Raw genomic sequence first — 15,523 nt, forward strand, 5'->3', positions numbered from 1 at the left:
CACCCACGACCGAACTTGCATCAGGACACTGCATGAGCCCGAACCCCCTTCGTCTGCTGCTGGATTTTGACGACCGCGTCCAGCGGGACAGGGATCAGCCCCCCGCCTTTCTCCACCGCCGGGACCGGCGCTTTGCTCTGGACTGCGAACAGCAGGGAATAAAGCCCAGCCCTTCGCGCTGGCTGGCACACATGGATCGACTGTCCGGCCCCGGCGGCACCGTGACGGCTGGCCGTCGGGAACTGAAACTCTGGCGCCGGGCAACCAGCGGCTTCACCGGTGCCGGTTGCCTGATGGGCATCGTGACCATGCTGGGCCTGCTGTTCTATGACGGCGGCCAGCGCATCAACATCACCGTGATTCTGACCTTTGTGCTGTTCCAGTTGCTGCTGGCACTGGCCACCACGGTACAGGCCATAGTCGGCTGGCAACCCTGGCGCTGGTTGCTGAAACGTCTGCACCTGGACCACGCCAGCCCGACCCGGGCCCGGCTCCAGCCACTACTGATGGCGCGGGCGGCCCACGCCGGCGGCGTTGCTTTTGGTCTTGCCGGCCTGGCCACGCTGCTGATCATGGTGGTGGTCCAGGACCTGGCCTTTGGCTGGAGCACCACTCTGGATACCGCCGCTTCCGGCTACCACCATTTGGTCAGCGCCCTGGCGGCGCCCTGGTCCTGGTTGTGGCCTTCCGCCGTGCCATCCCTGGAGCTGGTGGAAGTAACCCGGTTCTTTCGCGCCGCTCCTGTCACAACCGGAGTCGAGCCTTCACGCTGGGGCCAGTGGTGGCCCTTCGTGGTTATGTTATGGCTGACCTGGACGGTGATACCGCGTGTGCTGTTGCTGGTTCTCAGTCAAAGCCTGCTACGCCGTCGTGCCACTCGGCTGCTGGCCGGCCATCCCGGCATGAAGGCTCTGTTATACCGGATGGAAACCGCCACCCTGGATACCGGTAGCAGCCACAACGATGCCGCCGACCTGCCAGACACCCGCACCCGGGCCCAGCCAGACCAACTGCCGGACACCCCGCTGATGATCTGCTGGGCCGGTGCCGGCGAACCGGAGTTGCCCCAACGCCTGCAGGCACCGGATTGCCGAATTTTCCGGGCCGGAGGCCGGGCCAGTCTGGCCCAGGATGAAGACGTACTGGCACAAGTAAGCGTCCATCTGGCCGGCCAGGAACATCCGGCAGTCATTGTCGTCACCCGCAGTTGGGAGCCGCCCACCGGCGAGCTGCACGATTTTCTGGAGACCGCCCGGGAGCGCTGGCCCTCGAATAGCCGGGTAACCCTGCTGCCGCTGGCGAGCGATCCGAACCAGCCACCGCAGGCCCACCTGGTTCAGCCCTGGCTTCGGTTTACAGAACGCCTGGCTCCGGGCTTTGCCTCGGTAGCCTTGCCACCTGTCGACGAGCCCAACCCCTATCTGGCCGGGAGCGCACAACCATGACCAATGCTCCGGTATTCGCCGTGGTCGGCCACCCGAACAAGGGCAAATCCAGTGTCGTCGCCACCCTGTCCCAGAACGACGCTATCGCCATTGCCCTGGAACCCGGTACCACCCGGGCCCGGCAGGATTATCCACTGAGCGTTGATGGCCAGAAACTCTATACCCTGGTGGACACCCCTGGTTTCCAGCGCCCACGGCGGGTATTACAGTGGCTGGAAGCCCACAGCATTTCCGCCTCGGATCACCCGGAAACCGTGCGGGCTTTTGTGCTCCAGCACCGGGGCGATGACCGGTTTGTCGATGAATGTGAATTGCTGGCACCGATCGTGGAAGGCGCCGGGATCATCTACGTGGTGGATGGCTCGGTGCCCTACAGTGCCGAGCACGAGGCGGAAATGACCATCCTGCGCTGGACCGGGCGTCCGAGCCTGGCGCTGATCAACAGTATCGGTGAGGATGATTACAGCGACACTTGGCAGGCCGCACTGGGCCAGTTCTTTCAGGTTGTCCGCAAGTTCGATGCTGTTCGCGCCCCTTTTGAGCAACATCTTAGCCTGTTACGGGCTTTCGGCCAGCTGGAACCGGACTGGGAGGCGCCGCTGGAACGGGCCACCCGGTTCCTGTCCGAACAGCGCCGCCAGCGCCGACGCCAGGCGGCGGGCCTGGTTGCCCGAGCCTTGGAAGACCTGATGTCCTATCAGGAACGGCGCACACTGACGCTCAACCAGATCGCCGAAACCAGCGATGCCAGCCTCGCCGAGACCCTACGGGATCGCTGGTACCGGCACCAACGCCAGCGGGAACAGGCCCTCAGGATCGACATCGAGCACCTGTACCAGCATCAGCGCATCCGCCGCCAGGAAGCCGAACTCCAATGGCACAGCCAGCACGATCTGTTTTCCGAGGACACCCGCAAGCACTGGGCGGTCAGCAAGCGGTACCTGGCCACCGCGGGCTTTGGTGCCGGAGCGGTGAGCGGTGCCGGCATTGATGCCGTAACGTTTGGCTCGTCGCTGGGCACCGGCGCCCTGCTCGGAGGGTTGATTGGCGCTGCCGGCAGTTACTTCTACGGGGATCGCCTGGTTTTGCCGGCACTGAGCATCGGGCCCATGAAGGACGGCCTGAAAACCGCCAGCTTCGGGCCTGTACAGGACAGCCAGTTCGGCTATGTTGTGTTAGGGCGGGCGGTGGATCACTGGTGGCATATCAGCCAGCGGAACCACGCCGGGCGGGATTTGCTGGAACTGGAACCGGCCGACCATCACTGGCTGGAACAGCTCGACAAAGCCAGCCGGCGGGAAATCCAGAAAGCCTTCGAACGGTGCCGGAAACAACGAGCTCTGACCCATCAGCAGAGGGAACAATTTGCCGCCGCCATCGAGCACGCCCTGGCGGCATACGACGACTGGCGGTTGAATCGAGCCTGAGCCGCATGTTTATACTGTATGGCTATTCCATCACAAAATGAGGAATGCGAATGAAAATCGTACGAGTGCAAGACATTATCGGTACCGAGCGTGAAGTCAGCGACAAGCAGTGGACCAGCCGCCGCCTGTTGCTGAAGAAAGATGGCATGGGCTTCTCCTTCCACGAAACCATTATCAAGGCCGGCTCCGAGCACACCTTCTGGTACAAGCACCACCTGGAAGCGGTTTACTGCGTGGCGGGTAACGGCCGCATCAAGGACCTCGCCACCGGCGAAGTGCACGAAATCACCGATGGCACTCTGTACGCCCTCGACAAGCACGACCGTCACACCCTGTACGGCGGCACTGAAGACATGCGCCTGATCTGCGCCTTCAACCCGCCGGTAACCGGCCGGGAAGTGCACGACGAAGACGGTGCTTACCTGCCGGATACCAGCGAAGACTGATTCGCTCCGCCGTGGCATTTCAAACCGCCGCGACCACACCGCCACCGCCAGCCCGATTGCTGCCGGTGGCGGTGTTGCTTTGGCTGGCCGGTGTTTACCTGCGCATACCCGTGCTGGTGGCCCCGCCGTTGGCACCCTTCATTGGCGATGAGCTGGCCCTGACCCAGGCATTGACCGGCGCCCTGACCACACTGCCCATCCTGATGCTGGCCATTGGCGCCATGCCCGGTTCGCTGGCCATCTCCCGCATCGGCCCAAGGAACACCCTGGCACTGGCCATGGTAATCATGGTCATCGGCTCGGCCGGCCGTGGTCTGGTACCGGACACCTTCACCCTGATGATAGCCAGCGCCGTCATGGGCCTGGGTGTGGCGATGATGCAACCAGCGCTGCCAGCCTTGCTGCCGCGTTGGCTGGAACCCCATCACATTGCTCTGGGCTCAGCCATCTACATGAACGGCATGCTCATGGGTGAGTTCATCGGCGCCGGCATTACCCTGCCGGTTCTTATGCCGTTGCTGGACAACAGCTGGCGCGCCACCATGCTGGCCTGGTCGCTGCCGGCCCTGCTGGTAGTCGCCGCCCTGTTTCTGCCCAAACGGGACCTGGCCCGGCCCGCACGCAAAGCCGCCTGGCTGCCCGACTGGAAAAACCCGCTTACCTTGCGCCTGGGCCTGCTACTGGGGCTCTCCGGCTCCATGTTCTTCGGCCTCAACGCCTACATGGGTAACCTGCTGGAACAACAGGGGCGTATCGGCCTGCTGTCCGAGGCCCTGTTCTGGTACAACATTGCTCAGGTCTTCGCCTCCCTGGTAATGCTGAAAATGGCGCGGGCCTGGGTCGGCCGCCGCACCTTCATTGTCGTCATGGCGGTTCTGAGCATTACCGGCACCGTTGGCACTCTGATACTCGAAGGCTGGTGGTTCATTGCCAGCGCGACGCTGATGAGCTTCGTGGCCGGCATTCTGCTGATCCTGTTGGTGGCGCTGCCGCCTTTGCTGGTGAACTCCGCCGAAACCGGGCGGCTGTCTGCCGGGACCTTCCTGGTGGGCTATACCATGGCCTTCTCAGTACCCATGCTCGGCGGCCTGCTCGCCGACTGGACTGGCGACACCCGTCATGCCGTGATGGCCATGGTGGCCTACAGCCTGCTGGTGTTACCCCTGGCTTTCACCCTGGACCTGAAACGAAAAAAGGATCAGCCCGCGAGCTGATCCTTTCTGAGATACCTCACTGACCTTCGGTCAGATGTAGTAATCCTTCAACGGAGGAAAGCCGTTGAATTCAATGGCACTGTAGGTGGTGGTATAGGCCCCGGTCGACAGCCAGTACATCCGGTCTCCGATCGCCAGATTCAGCGGCAGCGGGTACTTGTGATGCTCGTACATGATATCGGCACTGTCACAGGTCGGTCCGGCGATCACACAATCCTCACCTTCACCGCTTTTCTCGGTCCAGATCGGAAACTTGATGGACTCGTCCAGGGTCTCGATCAGCCCGGAAAACTTGCCGACATCGGTAAACACCCAGCGGTGCAGGGCGGTACGGGATTTTCGTGAAATCAGCACGACCTCGCTGACCAACACACCGGCATTGGAAATCAGTGACCGCCCCGGCTCAATGATGATCTCGGGCAGGTCGTCACCAAAGTCCTCGTGCAGGAAACGGGCAATCTCCTCCGCGTACACCCCCAGTTCATTGGTCCGTGTAATGTAGTTGGCCGGGAAACCACCGCCCATGTTGATCATCTTCAGCTCGATGCCGTCTTCTTCCTTCAGGCGCTCGAAAATCACCTTCACCTTGTTCAGGGCAGCGTCCCAGGCACCGATTTCGCGCTGCTGGGAACCCACGTGGAACGACACACCGTAAGGCACCAGGCCAAGATCACGGGCCAGGATCAGCAGATCCATGGCCATATCGGTCTGACAGCCAAACTTGCGGGACAACGGCCAGTCGGCGGTCAGAGTGCCTTCGGTCAGGATCCGTACATACACCTTTGAGCCCGGTGCTGCCTTGGCAATATTGCGCAGGTCCGCCTCGGAATCGGTGGCGTACAGGCGCACACCTTTCTCGTAGAAGGTGCGAATGTCTTTTGCCTTCTTGATGGTGTTGCCGTAACTGATGCGGTCGCCGGTCACACCGAGGGCCATCACCTTGTCCAGTTCATACACCGAAGCGATATCAAAATTCGCACCTTTGTCCCGCAGCATGGTCAGAATCTGCGGGGCCGGGTTGGCCTTCACCGCATAATAGACCTTGGCGTAAGGAAACCCTTCCACCAGCTCTTCGTACTGACGGTCAATGGTCTGGGTGTCGATCACCACAAACGGGGTTTCCTTGCCGTCGGCAAAGTCCTTGATCCGCTTGAAAGTCTCGGCACTGTAGTAGTCGGCGATATCGGCGTTAGGCGTCTGGATCATGGGTGGTGTGTCCCTCCACAGGGTAAACGGGCATAAAAAAAGGGTAGCACAGACTGGCTGTATTACCCGTGAATGGCGCGATCATCGGGCCTTTTTCCAATCACCGCAAATGCGCAGTTATACCCATAAATCCGGTGACCGAAACCGGACCTATGGCACAGTATTCTGTGTCACACCGCTACTGGCCACAGCGGCGTTGGCTCGGTGGGGCCATCCGGGTCCTGGGGTCGGCTCTGGCGCTGCAGATAATCCAGTATGGCATCTTTCAGATCACTGCCCTGACCCAGGCCCTGATTGCCGAACAGACGGTTGAATTCCAGCACATAGGGATAGCCTTCCACCAGGGCGATATCAAAGCCGGCATGGTCTACTTCCAGCTCCCGGGCCAGGCGCAGGGCCAGATCGGTAGCCGCCGCCGGCACATCACCAGTCACAATCTGGCCCCCCTTGGCGACGTTGTTGTAGAACCCCTGCTCCGCCTGGGTACGCCAGTAGGCGGTCACCACGCGATCACCCACCACAACCACCCGCACATCCCGGTCAATCGGAAGGTATTCCTGCACGTAGAGAACGTCTGTGCGATCACAATACTTAAGCCAGTCGGCCCGGGACTCGATCAACCACACACCTTCGCCCATGCTGGCCTTGGGTAGTTTGGCCACGAAGGGCAGGGCCATGGTGTCCCACAGCATGTCACGTTCCTGTGGACCATTGGCTTCAATCAAGGTCCAGGGTGTGTGTTCCGGCGCCACGGTCTGAAAGGCGCGGGTCATTTCCACTTTGTCGTGACCAATGCGATAACTGGCGATACTGGGGAACACCCGGCACTTCAAGCCATGCACCAGGGCGTTGATCTGCCAGTATTCCGGGAACAGTACCCAGTCCGCCTCCTGCAACAGCGGCTTGTGGCGAAGGAAATGCTCGGGCTTCAGTACAGTGGTGTCGGGAAAGCCAAGGGTACGGAACACGTTGAATGAGACAAGGTGCATGGTGACAGCCGCACAGAGTGAAAATTGGCTGCATTTTATCCAGCTTTGGAACCCTGGCAAGGGTTATTTTATGCGTAAATTGACCGATCTCATGGTCACAGTTAATGATACTGACAATAATTCGCATTAGTTATCACTAATGAGGAACTGACCATGACAAAACACCTGATGCTGGCCGCTGCCACCCTGCTGTTCACCCTTCCGGCCTTCGCCGATGATGAGTACGATCACTACAAAGGCGAACCCTCGAAAACCCTGGAACAGGCGGTGGCCAATTTCTCCGAGTACAACAACCGGCTTGAGCAGGTGTTGGCCGGTGATCTGACACCAGAGGCCATGAGTGAAGTCCATCAGCTCACCTACACTCTGGAAAATGCCCTGGGCAAACTGGACCATGAGCTGGAGGACATTGCCGAGCGGCTGGAGAAAGTGCACAAGGCTTCCGAGCACGCAGCCCCGGATACCGTGAAAGAGCAAGGCGCGGTGTATCTGGAAAAGAGCCGGTCCATCATCCGGTAACGGCCACGGGCTGCTAAGCTCCGGTTATTATTCGCTAATTTACGGGAGCCTGCCATGGGCGCGTTAGCCTGCGGAGCGTTTTTTCGTTCCCTGCTGAGCCTGGGCCGTGAGTGGATCTTCCGGCCAGGGGTGTTTCGGGTAGCGGCCCCGGAGTTCTTTTCGTACCTGTGGATAGGCGTTCTGCCAGAAGCTGGCGAGATCTGCCGTGACCGCCAGCGGGCGCTGGGCCGGGGACAGGAGGTGGGTTACCACGGGCACCCGGCCGCCCGCCACCGTCGGTGTTTCAGTCCAGCCAAACAGGGCCTGCAGCTTGGCAGCCAGCACCGGGCCATTGTCGGCAGTGTAATCCAGCGTCACCTTCTGGCCGGTGGGGATGGCCAGAGCTTCCGGAGCCAGTTCATCCAGTTCTTGTTGCTGTGGATAAGCGAGCAGGCTGTTCAGAGCGGATGTCAGATCAATCCGGGCCAGATCCGACCACCGCTGCATGCCGGCCATAAACGGCGCCAACCAGCTTTCCACACCGGCGAGCAGGGCAGAATCCGTCACATCCGGCCAGTGACCGGGGAACTGTGTGGCCAGTAACTGCACCCGGGCCTGCCACTGGCGGGCGGCCTCATTCCAGGGCAGCCGGTCCAGTCCTTTGCGACGGACGGCATCCAGCAAACCCTGCTGGATCAGTTCGGGGGCCACCTGTTGCAACGGCTTTTCCGCCAGTATCAGGGCGCCAAGCTTACGCACGTGACGCGCCACCACTGTGCCCCGCTTGTCGTCCCAGAGGGCTTCTTCCCGTTCTTGTATGTGCGCAGCCAGGTCCTGCTCCAGATCCCCCAGATCCACTGGCGCCGCCAGATAAATCGTCGCCTCACGGGCCTTACCGTCCAGGTCCGCAGCCACCAGCCAGTCCTCCCGGGCCAGCGGATCATCGTCCCTCAGGCTCGCCCCCTTGCCATTACTGAGCTGGTAGCGCGGCGCCTCGCCCGGACGGCGGCGGGCAATGCGGTCCGGATAAGCCTGGGCTAAAACCCGGCCCACCTCGGTAGCAACGGGTTCGCTCCGTGACCCCGGCTCCCGGCACAACCGTTTCGCCGCCTGCCGTACCGCCTGTAACCGGGCCGTATCCAGGCCACGGGGTGGCCGTTGTCCCCGTACCACCCGGATCCGTTCGTGCAAATCCGCACCGGAGCCTGGCCCCAGCAAATCACGCTCTTCCAGCAATGCCGCCAGTTCCGCCGCCAGCTGGCCAAATCCCAGGGCCCTGCCCCGGAGAACCATATGGGCCAGACGAGGGTGCATCCCCAGATCCCGGGCGGCCTTGCCGTGATCGGTAATAGCACCGTCAGCATCCAGCAAATCCAGCCACTGCAATACCTCCACCGCCTGCTGCCAGTGGGCTTTTGGCGGCGCATCAATCCACGCCACCTGATCCGGTGAACGGGCCCCCCACTGGGCCAGCTCCAGCACCAGCGGCGCCAGGTCCGCCTCCTGAATCTCCGGCGGCGTGAAGTCAGCCAGGCCGAACTGCTCCGACTCGCTCCACACCCGGTAGCACACTCCCGGCTCAACCCGTCCTGCCCGGCCTTTACGCTGCTCGGCAGAGGCTTTGGACACCCGGCCGGTGACCAGGCGAGTCATGCCACTGTTGGGATCAAATACGGCCCGACGCTGCTGGCCAGCATCAACCACTACCCGAACGCCTTCAATGGTCAGGCTGGTCTCGGCAATGGCAGTGGCCAGGACCACCTTGCGGGCACCTTCCGGGGCCGGTGCAATGGCCCGGTCCTGTTCTTCAGCCTTAAGGTTGCCGTACAAGGGTGCCAGCACCATGTTTGCCGGCAGTTGTCCGGCCAGCTGTTGCGCCACCCGGCGAATTTCACCGGCCCCGGGCAGGAACACCAGCACCGAGCTGGTCTGGTCTCCCAGGGCCTCCAGCACCACCGCCGTTACGTGATCCACCATCCGGGCATTGCGGGACAGGGGTCGATACAGGACATCCACCGGAAACGCCCGGCCTTCACTGGAAATCACCGGCACATCCCCCAGCACCCTGGCAATGGGCGCGGTATCCAGTGTCGCGGACATCACCAGCAGGCGCAGGTCGTCCCGCAGCGCCTGCTGGCTTTCACGCACCAGGGCCAGGCCCAGATCGGCCTGCAGGGAGCGTTCATGAAATTCGTCAAACAGAACGGCGGCATAGTCTTCCAGCATGGGGTCGTTCTGGATCAGGCGGGTGAGTATGCCCTCGGTCACTACTTCGATCCGGGTGGTGCCGGAGACCCTTGTATCCAGTCGGGTGCGATAGCCCACCGTCTGCCCGGGCGCCTCTCCCAGTTGCCGGGCCATATACCGCGCTGCCGACCGGGCCGCCAGTCGGCGGGGTTCGAGCATCAGGATTTTTCGGCCATCGCGCCAGGGCGCATCCAGCAGCGCCAACGGTACCCGGGTGGTTTTACCCGCGCCGGGCGGCGCCTGGAGCAAAGCGGTGGTGGTCTTTGCCAGTGTGCGGGTCAGTTCTGGGAGGATGCCATCAATCGGGAGCATGGTACTGGGTGCTTGCCGGAATGTGGCCGCAGTTTACCATGCCTCAGGAGCGGGCATACCAGGCTTCAGGCCGGGGCACGAAGAACGCGAATACCAGGCCAAACGCCAGCGCTGCCACCCCGATGCCGAAAGCCGACACCAGGGTACCGCCGGCATCCAGCCACTGTTTGGTCAGCCAGGGGCCGACCATCTGGGTAAAGCCATACAGTGCCACCATCGCTGCCGACAGGCGCGGGCCCTGATGCGGGTGCAGCGCGCGCCCGATGCGCTGGGTCAGCAATACCGTGCCCAGAAAGGTGCTGCCGACCAGGGCGGCACATAACACCAAGCCCAAGGCGCCAGGCCAGACCACGGTGGCCAGCACACCGGCCAGCTGAATCAGAAAATTCAGGCGAAGGGCGGGCAAGTCTCCCATCAGGGCCCCCAGTTTGTTCCACAGCCAGGGCGCCGGGATGGTGAACAGGGCGACGATCACCCAGGTGCCGTCCAGCAAGGCGTGGCCCTCAGGCAGTTCCAGTTTTGCCAACAGGGGCAGGAAGGTCATGGGCAGGATGTAACCCAGGCCCGCCCCGGCATAGGACAGAAACAGCGGGATGCTGGCGCGATCCAGCAACGGGGTATTGACCACCGCCTTACCGGCGTCATCATGCTGGCGCACCGGTACCTCCAGTTGCCGTAACTGCATGGCACCCCACCAGGCCAGGGGAATCGACAACAGGGCAGCCGGCCACCAGCGCTCCGCGCCCTCCAGCAGGCTGGCGGTTCCGGTAACCAGGCCGCTGGACACCAGCAGCCCTACACCAACACCGATATAGACCAGACCGCTGAGAGAGGCCCGGTTGCGCATTACCAGCCATTCCAGAATCAGGGCTGGCGCCTGGACGAATACCACGCCGTTAGCCACACCGTTCAGCCAGCGGGTGACAGAAATCACCGTCAACTGGTCGGTCTGGGTCACGATCAGCGTGGTCACCACATGAACCGCCAGGAAAAGAGGCAACATCAGCCGGATCTGGTCGATTCTGTGCCAACGGATGGCCAGCATTGCCCCCATCAGATAGCCGAGGTAGTTCCAGGTGGCCACCGCAGCTCCATCCGGCGCGTTGAACTGGTTATCGGCCACCAGGTAGGGCAACAACGGGGTGTAGATGAATCGGCCAAGGCCGTGGACAACCAGCAACACCAGGCTACCGGCGAGCAGAACCGTAAACAGTTGCCTGGGGGTGGGGGTATTTGCAGAAGTCATGGCATAGGCCCGGTCGTCAGGTTATCAACGGAAACCGGGTAGTGTAGGTGACTAACCAATGCTTGTCAGTGAGACCTTCGCCTCAGCCTGGCTGGCGATTGGCGTTGGCCCACTGGTAGATGCGCTCAAAGGCTTCGGCCAGCTGCTCCGGCTTGTGGGGTGGCTGGATCAGCGCCTGAACGTCGCCGTCCGGATTGAGCAAGGCAAAATGCCCGCTGTGGTCCACCAGCAACTCCCCATTCACCTGCCGGTGCACAAACACCGCGCTCACGCTCTTGGCGACCTGGCGCAGGGTGTCCAGATCGCCGGTCAGGCCGTGGAAATGCTCACCAAAGAAATCGGTATAGGCCTTCAGCTTCGCCGGGGTATCGTGCTCCGGGTCTGCCGAGACCAGCAGATAGTCCGGTTGGGGTAATTCCGGGGACAGCAACTGGTCGGTACGGCGCAGATTGGCCATGGCAGCTGGGCAGATGTCCGGGCAATTGGTATAGCCCACAAACACGAAGGTCCACCGGCCCCGGAGATCTTCCCGGGTGACCGTCTCTCCTTCCTCGTTGGTCAGAGAGAACTCCACCAGGGGCCTTGGCTGGTCGTAGACATAGGCGTTGTACTGGCTGAGATCCGGCGCCGGTACCGGTTCGCCCCCCACCAGAAAGATCTGCCGACCCACTGTCAGGCCGAACACCAGCACCACCAGCAACAACAGAGCAAACAACGTGATCCGAATCGACCGCCCCATAGGGTCTCCCAACCAGGCTTAACCCCGGCCAGTCAGGCCGGGACAAAGACAAAATGATCTACCAGCAACACCACAAACAACGCCATCAGATAGGTGATGGAATATTTGAAGGTGTTCAGCGCTACCCGCCGGTCGTCGCCGCGCAGCAGGCGAACAGCATATTGCAGGAACCTCAAGCCTAGCGCCAGGGCGCCCACCAGGTAAATACCGCCGGACATGCCTGTGACAAACGGTAGCAGGCTGACGGCCAGCAGCATCAGGGTATAGAGCAGAATATGCAGTTCGGTGTAACGATTGCCGTGGGTCACCGGCAGCATGGGAATACCAGCCTTGGCGTATTCCTCCTTGCGGTGGATGGCCAGAGCCCAGAAATGCGGTGGCGTCCAGGCGAAGATGATCAGAACCAGCAACAGCGCGTGGCCTTCCACCTGGCCAGTGACCGCGGTCCAGCCCAGCAGTGGCGGCATAGCACCGGCCAGCCCACCGATGACAATGTTCTGTGGCGTCGCCCGTTTCAGGAACAGGGTGTAAACACCGGCGTAACCCACCAGGGAGGCCAGCGTCAGCCAGGCGGTTAGCTCGTTCACCTGCCACACCAGCACGACCATACCCAGAGCCGCCAGCACGGTAGCAAACAGCAGGGCGTCCAGCGGCGCAATCCGGCCAGTCGCCACCGGCCGTTTGCGAGTGCGGGCCATCACGGTATCAATCTTCTGATCCACCACGTGGTTCACCACCGCAGCCGCACCGGCCAGCAGGGCGATTCCCAGGTTGCCAAACAGCAGCACGCTCCATCCGGGAATGCCTGGTGCTGCCAGCAGCATGCCGATCACCGAGGTAAGAATCATCAATGCCACTACCCGGGGCTTGGTCAGTTCCAGGTAATCGCGCCAGGAAATAGGGCTCGCATGCGTTGAATTCTGGATCGGCAGCGCCTTCACTTGCTCGCTCATGCCGTAACCTCCCGGTTTATGGTTGTTGTATGAGGTGCGGGGGATAGTGCTGGCAGGGCCAGCTGATGATGCCGCCAGATCAGGTGCACCATCGACAGTAACAGGCCGGCGCCCATGGCGTTATGGGCAACGGCGACGATCAGGGGAATGTGCAGCCAGACGTTGGTCAGCCCCAGACAGAACTGGAGCACCAGGGCACCGCCCACCAGAGCGATGGCCCTGTCGAGACCGCTCTGGGCTCGCTGGCGCCACAGCAGCCCCAGCAATATGGCCAGATAACCCAACACAAGGACCGCGCCCAGGCGATGGCTGACGTGAATAGCAACCCGGCCATCGCTGGTCAGCTGGCCGCCCAGATAGTTGGGACCAACATGTTGGGTGATATCAAATCCATGCTGAAAATCCATGCCCTCGGGCCACCACTGACCCTGACAGGTAGGCAGATCGGTACAGGCAACGGCAGCGTAGTTGGCTGCCGTCCAGGCCCCCAGGGCAATCTGGGTAATGACCAGCAGCAAACCGCCATACAGCCAGGGTCGGAGTCTTGTCAGGGACGCCGCCATCGCCGGCCGCGGCGCCTCACTTTCCCGCGCCCGCCGCCGGAGCCGCAGGGTCAGCAACAACAACAGGCTCAGGGTGGTAAATCCGCCCAGCAGATGCAGGGCCACCACCTGGGGCCAGAGCTTGAGGGTAACCGTCCACATGCCGAACGCGGCCTGCAACACGATAAAGCCGGCAATGAACAGCGGCAGTTTGACCGGAAGCCCCGCTCTGCGATTGCGCACCGAGGCAATGGCCAGCCCGAATACCAGTAGTCCCAGGGTACCGGCGGCGTAGCGATGGATCATTTCCGGCCAGCCCTTGGAGACATCCACCGGGGTCTCCGGGAAACGGGCATTGGCGATGGCGATGCGGGTTTCATCCTGGGGTACGGTCAGAAAGCCATAACAGCCAGGCCAGTCCGGGCATCCCAGGCCGGCGTGAACCAGCCGTGTCCAGGCACCGAGCATGATCACCACCACCGCCAGCAAACAGGCCAGGGTGGCCCAGAACGCCAGTTTCTTTGCTATTGCCCGGGATTGCTCCGGAGACATCGCCGTCATACCGCAGGCCTCCCGTTAGCCAATCTGTGACAGTTTCAGCAGGTGCTTCAGATCTTTCAGCAGCTGTTTGCCGGTGTGTTCGCTGCCATAGTGCATCATCACATTGCCAAACGGGTCGACCAGCAGGATTCTCGGTTGCTGCTCCGGGTTGATCCCGGCGGGCCATGCCGGTGTCTTGCCAGCGGCCGGTTGCAGGCGCTCCATCAACTGGTACTCATCGGACCAGCGCCGCTCCAGATCCGCCGGTACCGTGCCCAGATAGGCGGCACGGCCAACACGCGGCGCGTTCTTGCCAAGCGCAACGTTAACCTGGCGAGCCAGATACAGCAGCTGCTCGCAGTCTTCCGCGCAACGCTCCGAGGCCACCAGCATCAGCCATTTCGGGTCGGCGACATCAACACCAAAACGCGCCTGCAGGGGATCCCCCGCAGCGGTTTGCAGATTCAGCTCTGCCACCGGCACCGGCGGTTGCACCAACTGTCCCTGATTGCTCTGGCCGGCCGGGTTAAGCCAACCAGTGTAAAACATGACCGTCGCCACCAGCATGGGACCGAACCCCACCGCAAAGAGCAGCATGGCGGTGCGCCTGCCCCGCCTGACCTGAGCCGGGCTCGGGCCATCAGAATGAGAGAGAGAGTCAGCCGTTGTCGTTGTCATTGTCGGCTCCTGCCTTGGGTCTTTCGCTGTCTTTTTTATAACTCGCCACCAGAGTCAATATAGTCAGTGCTACCGCCAGTGCAAACCACTGGGCGGCGTATCCGTAATGCGTCTGCGGGCCCATCACATCCGGCGCCCGGTCCGCCCGATATGCACCCGGTTGCTGGCTGTCGGCAAGGTGAACAATCATCGGGGCCGGCGTGTTGCCCAACGCCCGAACCCGGCTCTCCGGCAACGCCTGGACCCGTCTCGGCCAGCCGGGTGTATCGGGTTCCTGCGCCCCCAGCACAGGAGGTTCCGGATAGGCCGCCAGCCGGCCCTGAAGGGTAAACAGAGGCTCAGGCGTCTGCACTTCCGGCAGTTGTTCGCGGCTGGCCGGTGCCGGTACCCAGCCCCGGTTGACCACCACCAAAGGGCCTGAGAGCGGCACAAAAAGCGTCAGCACTTCGTAACCGGCGCGGCCGTCCCGGGTCCGATTGTCCAGCAACCAGCTCTGCTCCCGGTACCAACCGGTCAGGGTGACCGGTTGGCCCTCCTGCCACCCATCTGCAACCGCCACATCCTGCCAGTCCCACCCGGCGCTTTCTGAATTCCAGGTCTCCAGCCGACTGGTTTTTTCCGCGGCGCGGTTCAGCTGCCAGACACCCAGACTGATCAGCAGAGGCAGAAAGACACCGCTGAAGACCAGCAGGCGCCAGTCGAACTGCCAGCGGCGGGAGCTAAAACCCACTTAGCGCCGCTCTGCTATAGTGAAGTAACAAACCGGGGCGTTGTTCCCGGCACCAGAATGCTCAACAGGCTGCGGACCTGAAACAACCGGATTCCTCATGTTAAAACTTGCCATTGTCGTACTGCTGTTCGCCGTCATTATCAGCCTGTTCAGCGGGCTGTTTTTCCTGATTCGGGACGGCGGTAAAACCAACCGTGTGGTGAACTCACTGGCGGTGCGGGTGTCGCTCAGCGTGCTATTACTGGCCGTGGTGCTGATCGCGCTCTGGGCCGGCGATCTCACCTTGAACCCGACACCCTGACTTCACCTGC

15 protein-coding genes are annotated in these 15,523 nt (G+C 62.0%); 6 read left to right on the top strand and 9 right to left on the bottom strand.

Features of this window, described 5'->3' with window-relative positions:
• The first annotated feature begins 32 nt into the window (after positions 1–32).
• The 4 genes from ACAM27_RS02185 to ACAM27_RS02200 are packed head-to-tail and all read left to right on the top strand — an operon-like array spanning position 33 to position 4,532.
• The gene (locus tag ACAM27_RS02185) at positions 33–1,445 is read left to right on the top strand and encodes a DUF2868 domain-containing protein (protein WP_369612469.1); all 1,413 of its coding nucleotides are present in this window, start codon (positions 33–35) and stop codon (positions 1,443–1,445) included.
• Positions 1,442–2,872 carry a GTPase/DUF3482 domain-containing protein gene (locus ACAM27_RS02190; RefSeq protein WP_369612470.1) on the top strand — a complete coding sequence of 477 codons (1,431 nt, stop codon included), beginning with the start codon at positions 1,442–1,444 and terminating at the stop codon, positions 2,870–2,872. The genes ACAM27_RS02185 and ACAM27_RS02190 overlap by 4 nt, the downstream gene beginning before the upstream one ends.
• Positions 2,873–2,922: 50 nt before the next feature.
• A complete protein-coding gene (locus ACAM27_RS02195; RefSeq protein ID WP_022991806.1) occupies positions 2,923–3,318 on the top strand; it encodes an ectoine synthase in 396 nt (131 codons plus the stop codon).
• A gap of 11 nt (positions 3,319–3,329) precedes the next feature.
• Positions 3,330–4,532 (top strand): CynX/NimT family MFS transporter, encoded by a 1,203-nt coding sequence (locus tag ACAM27_RS02200; RefSeq protein ID WP_369612471.1) that lies wholly within the window; start codon positions 3,330–3,332, stop codon positions 4,530–4,532.
• A 30-nt stretch (positions 4,533–4,562) separates the two neighbouring features.
• Here the strand turns inward: ACAM27_RS02200 and ACAM27_RS02205 are convergent, their stop codons facing one another.
• Both ACAM27_RS02205 and ACAM27_RS02210 read right to left on the bottom strand, forming a co-directional pair.
• Entirely contained in the window at positions 4,563–5,738 is a 1,176-nt protein-coding gene (locus ACAM27_RS02205; RefSeq protein ID WP_023008100.1) for a type III PLP-dependent enzyme, read from the bottom strand.
• A 170-nt stretch (positions 5,739–5,908) separates the two neighbouring features.
• Positions 5,909–6,727, bottom strand: a complete 819-nt coding sequence (locus ACAM27_RS02210; RefSeq protein WP_369612472.1) for a RimK family alpha-L-glutamate ligase — start codon at positions 6,725–6,727, stop codon at positions 5,909–5,911.
• A gap of 153 nt (positions 6,728–6,880) precedes the next feature.
• Between ACAM27_RS02210 and ACAM27_RS02215 the strand changes: the two genes are divergently transcribed.
• Entirely contained in the window at positions 6,881–7,246 is a 366-nt protein-coding gene (locus tag ACAM27_RS02215) for a DUF6746 family protein (RefSeq protein WP_011783655.1), read from the top strand.
• Between the two features lie 63 nt (positions 7,247–7,309).
• Here ACAM27_RS02215 and hrpB read toward each other — a convergent pair whose 3' ends face one another.
• The 7 genes from hrpB to ACAM27_RS02250 all read right to left on the bottom strand — a co-directional run bounded on the left by hrpB (position 7,310) and on the right by ACAM27_RS02250 (position 15,212).
• Entirely contained in the window at positions 7,310–9,784 is a 2,475-nt protein-coding gene (gene hrpB, locus ACAM27_RS02220) for an ATP-dependent helicase HrpB (protein WP_369612473.1), read from the bottom strand.
• Between the two features lie 43 nt (positions 9,785–9,827).
• The gene (locus ACAM27_RS02225) at positions 9,828–11,030 is read right to left on the bottom strand and encodes a YbfB/YjiJ family MFS transporter (RefSeq protein WP_369612474.1); all 1,203 of its coding nucleotides are present in this window, start codon (positions 11,028–11,030) and stop codon (positions 9,828–9,830) included.
• A gap of 82 nt (positions 11,031–11,112) precedes the next feature.
• Positions 11,113–11,769 (bottom strand): SCO family protein, encoded by a 657-nt coding sequence (locus ACAM27_RS02230; protein ID WP_222198186.1) that lies wholly within the window; start codon positions 11,767–11,769, stop codon positions 11,113–11,115.
• 32 nt (positions 11,770–11,801) lie between these two features.
• Positions 11,802–12,722: a heme o synthase gene (gene cyoE, locus ACAM27_RS02235; protein WP_222198185.1), complete on the bottom strand. Its 921-nt coding sequence runs from the start codon at positions 12,720–12,722 to the stop codon at positions 11,802–11,804.
• On the bottom strand, positions 12,719–13,825 hold the full coding sequence (locus ACAM27_RS02240) for a heme A synthase (RefSeq protein ID WP_369612475.1): 1,107 nt from the start codon (positions 13,823–13,825) through the stop codon (positions 12,719–12,721). Before ACAM27_RS02240 ends, cyoE begins: the two co-directional genes overlap by 4 nt.
• A gap of 15 nt (positions 13,826–13,840) precedes the next feature.
• Positions 13,841–14,482: a hypothetical protein gene (locus ACAM27_RS02245; RefSeq protein WP_222447436.1), complete on the bottom strand. Its 642-nt coding sequence runs from the start codon at positions 14,480–14,482 to the stop codon at positions 13,841–13,843.
• Positions 14,463–15,212 carry an SURF1 family protein gene (locus ACAM27_RS02250; RefSeq protein ID WP_369612476.1) on the bottom strand — a complete coding sequence of 250 codons (750 nt, stop codon included), beginning with the start codon at positions 15,210–15,212 and terminating at the stop codon, positions 14,463–14,465. The genes ACAM27_RS02245 and ACAM27_RS02250 overlap by 20 nt, the downstream gene beginning before the upstream one ends.
• 97 nt (positions 15,213–15,309) lie before the next feature.
• Between ACAM27_RS02250 and ACAM27_RS02255 the strand changes: the two genes are divergently transcribed.
• On the top strand, positions 15,310–15,513 hold the full coding sequence (locus tag ACAM27_RS02255) for a twin transmembrane helix small protein (RefSeq protein WP_222447435.1): 204 nt from the start codon (positions 15,310–15,312) through the stop codon (positions 15,511–15,513).
• Positions 15,514–15,523: the final 10 nt, after the last annotated feature.

The sequence above is a fragment of the Marinobacter sp. RI1 genome (genome assembly GCF_041155085.1).
In the GTDB taxonomy this organism is placed as follows: Bacteria; Pseudomonadota; Gammaproteobacteria; order Pseudomonadales; family Oleiphilaceae; genus Marinobacter; species Marinobacter nauticus.

Coding starts and splice junctions, on each gene's coding strand:
- ACAM27_RS02205 (WP_023008100.1), bottom strand. CDS start 5,738: ATGATCCAGACGCCTAACGCCGATATCGCCGACTACTACAGTGCCGAG.
- ACAM27_RS02230 (WP_222198186.1), bottom strand. CDS start 11,769: ATGGGGCGGTCGATTCGGATCACGTTGTTTGCTCTGTTGTTGCTGGTG.
- ACAM27_RS02225 (WP_369612474.1), bottom strand. CDS start 11,030: ATGACTTCTGCAAATACCCCCACCCCCAGGCAACTGTTTACGGTTCTG.
- ACAM27_RS02185 (WP_369612469.1), top strand. CDS start 33: ATGAGCCCGAACCCCCTTCGTCTGCTGCTGGATTTTGACGACCGCGTC.
- ACAM27_RS02255 (WP_222447435.1), top strand. CDS start 15,310: ATGTTAAAACTTGCCATTGTCGTACTGCTGTTCGCCGTCATTATCAGC.
- ACAM27_RS02210 (WP_369612472.1), bottom strand. CDS start 6,727: ATGCACCTTGTCTCATTCAACGTGTTCCGTACCCTTGGCTTTCCCGAC.
- ACAM27_RS02215 (WP_011783655.1), top strand. CDS start 6,881: ATGACAAAACACCTGATGCTGGCCGCTGCCACCCTGCTGTTCACCCTT.
- cyoE (WP_222198185.1), bottom strand. CDS start 12,722: ATGAGCGAGCAAGTGAAGGCGCTGCCGATCCAGAATTCAACGCATGCG.
- ACAM27_RS02195 (WP_022991806.1), top strand. CDS start 2,923: ATGAAAATCGTACGAGTGCAAGACATTATCGGTACCGAGCGTGAAGTC.
- ACAM27_RS02245 (WP_222447436.1), bottom strand. CDS start 14,482: ATGACAACGACAACGGCTGACTCTCTCTCTCATTCTGATGGCCCGAGC.
- hrpB (WP_369612473.1), bottom strand. CDS start 9,784: ATGCTCCCGATTGATGGCATCCTCCCAGAACTGACCCGCACACTGGCA.
- ACAM27_RS02240 (WP_369612475.1), bottom strand. CDS start 13,825: ATGACGGCGATGTCTCCGGAGCAATCCCGGGCAATAGCAAAGAAACTG.
- ACAM27_RS02190 (WP_369612470.1), top strand. CDS start 1,442: ATGACCAATGCTCCGGTATTCGCCGTGGTCGGCCACCCGAACAAGGGC.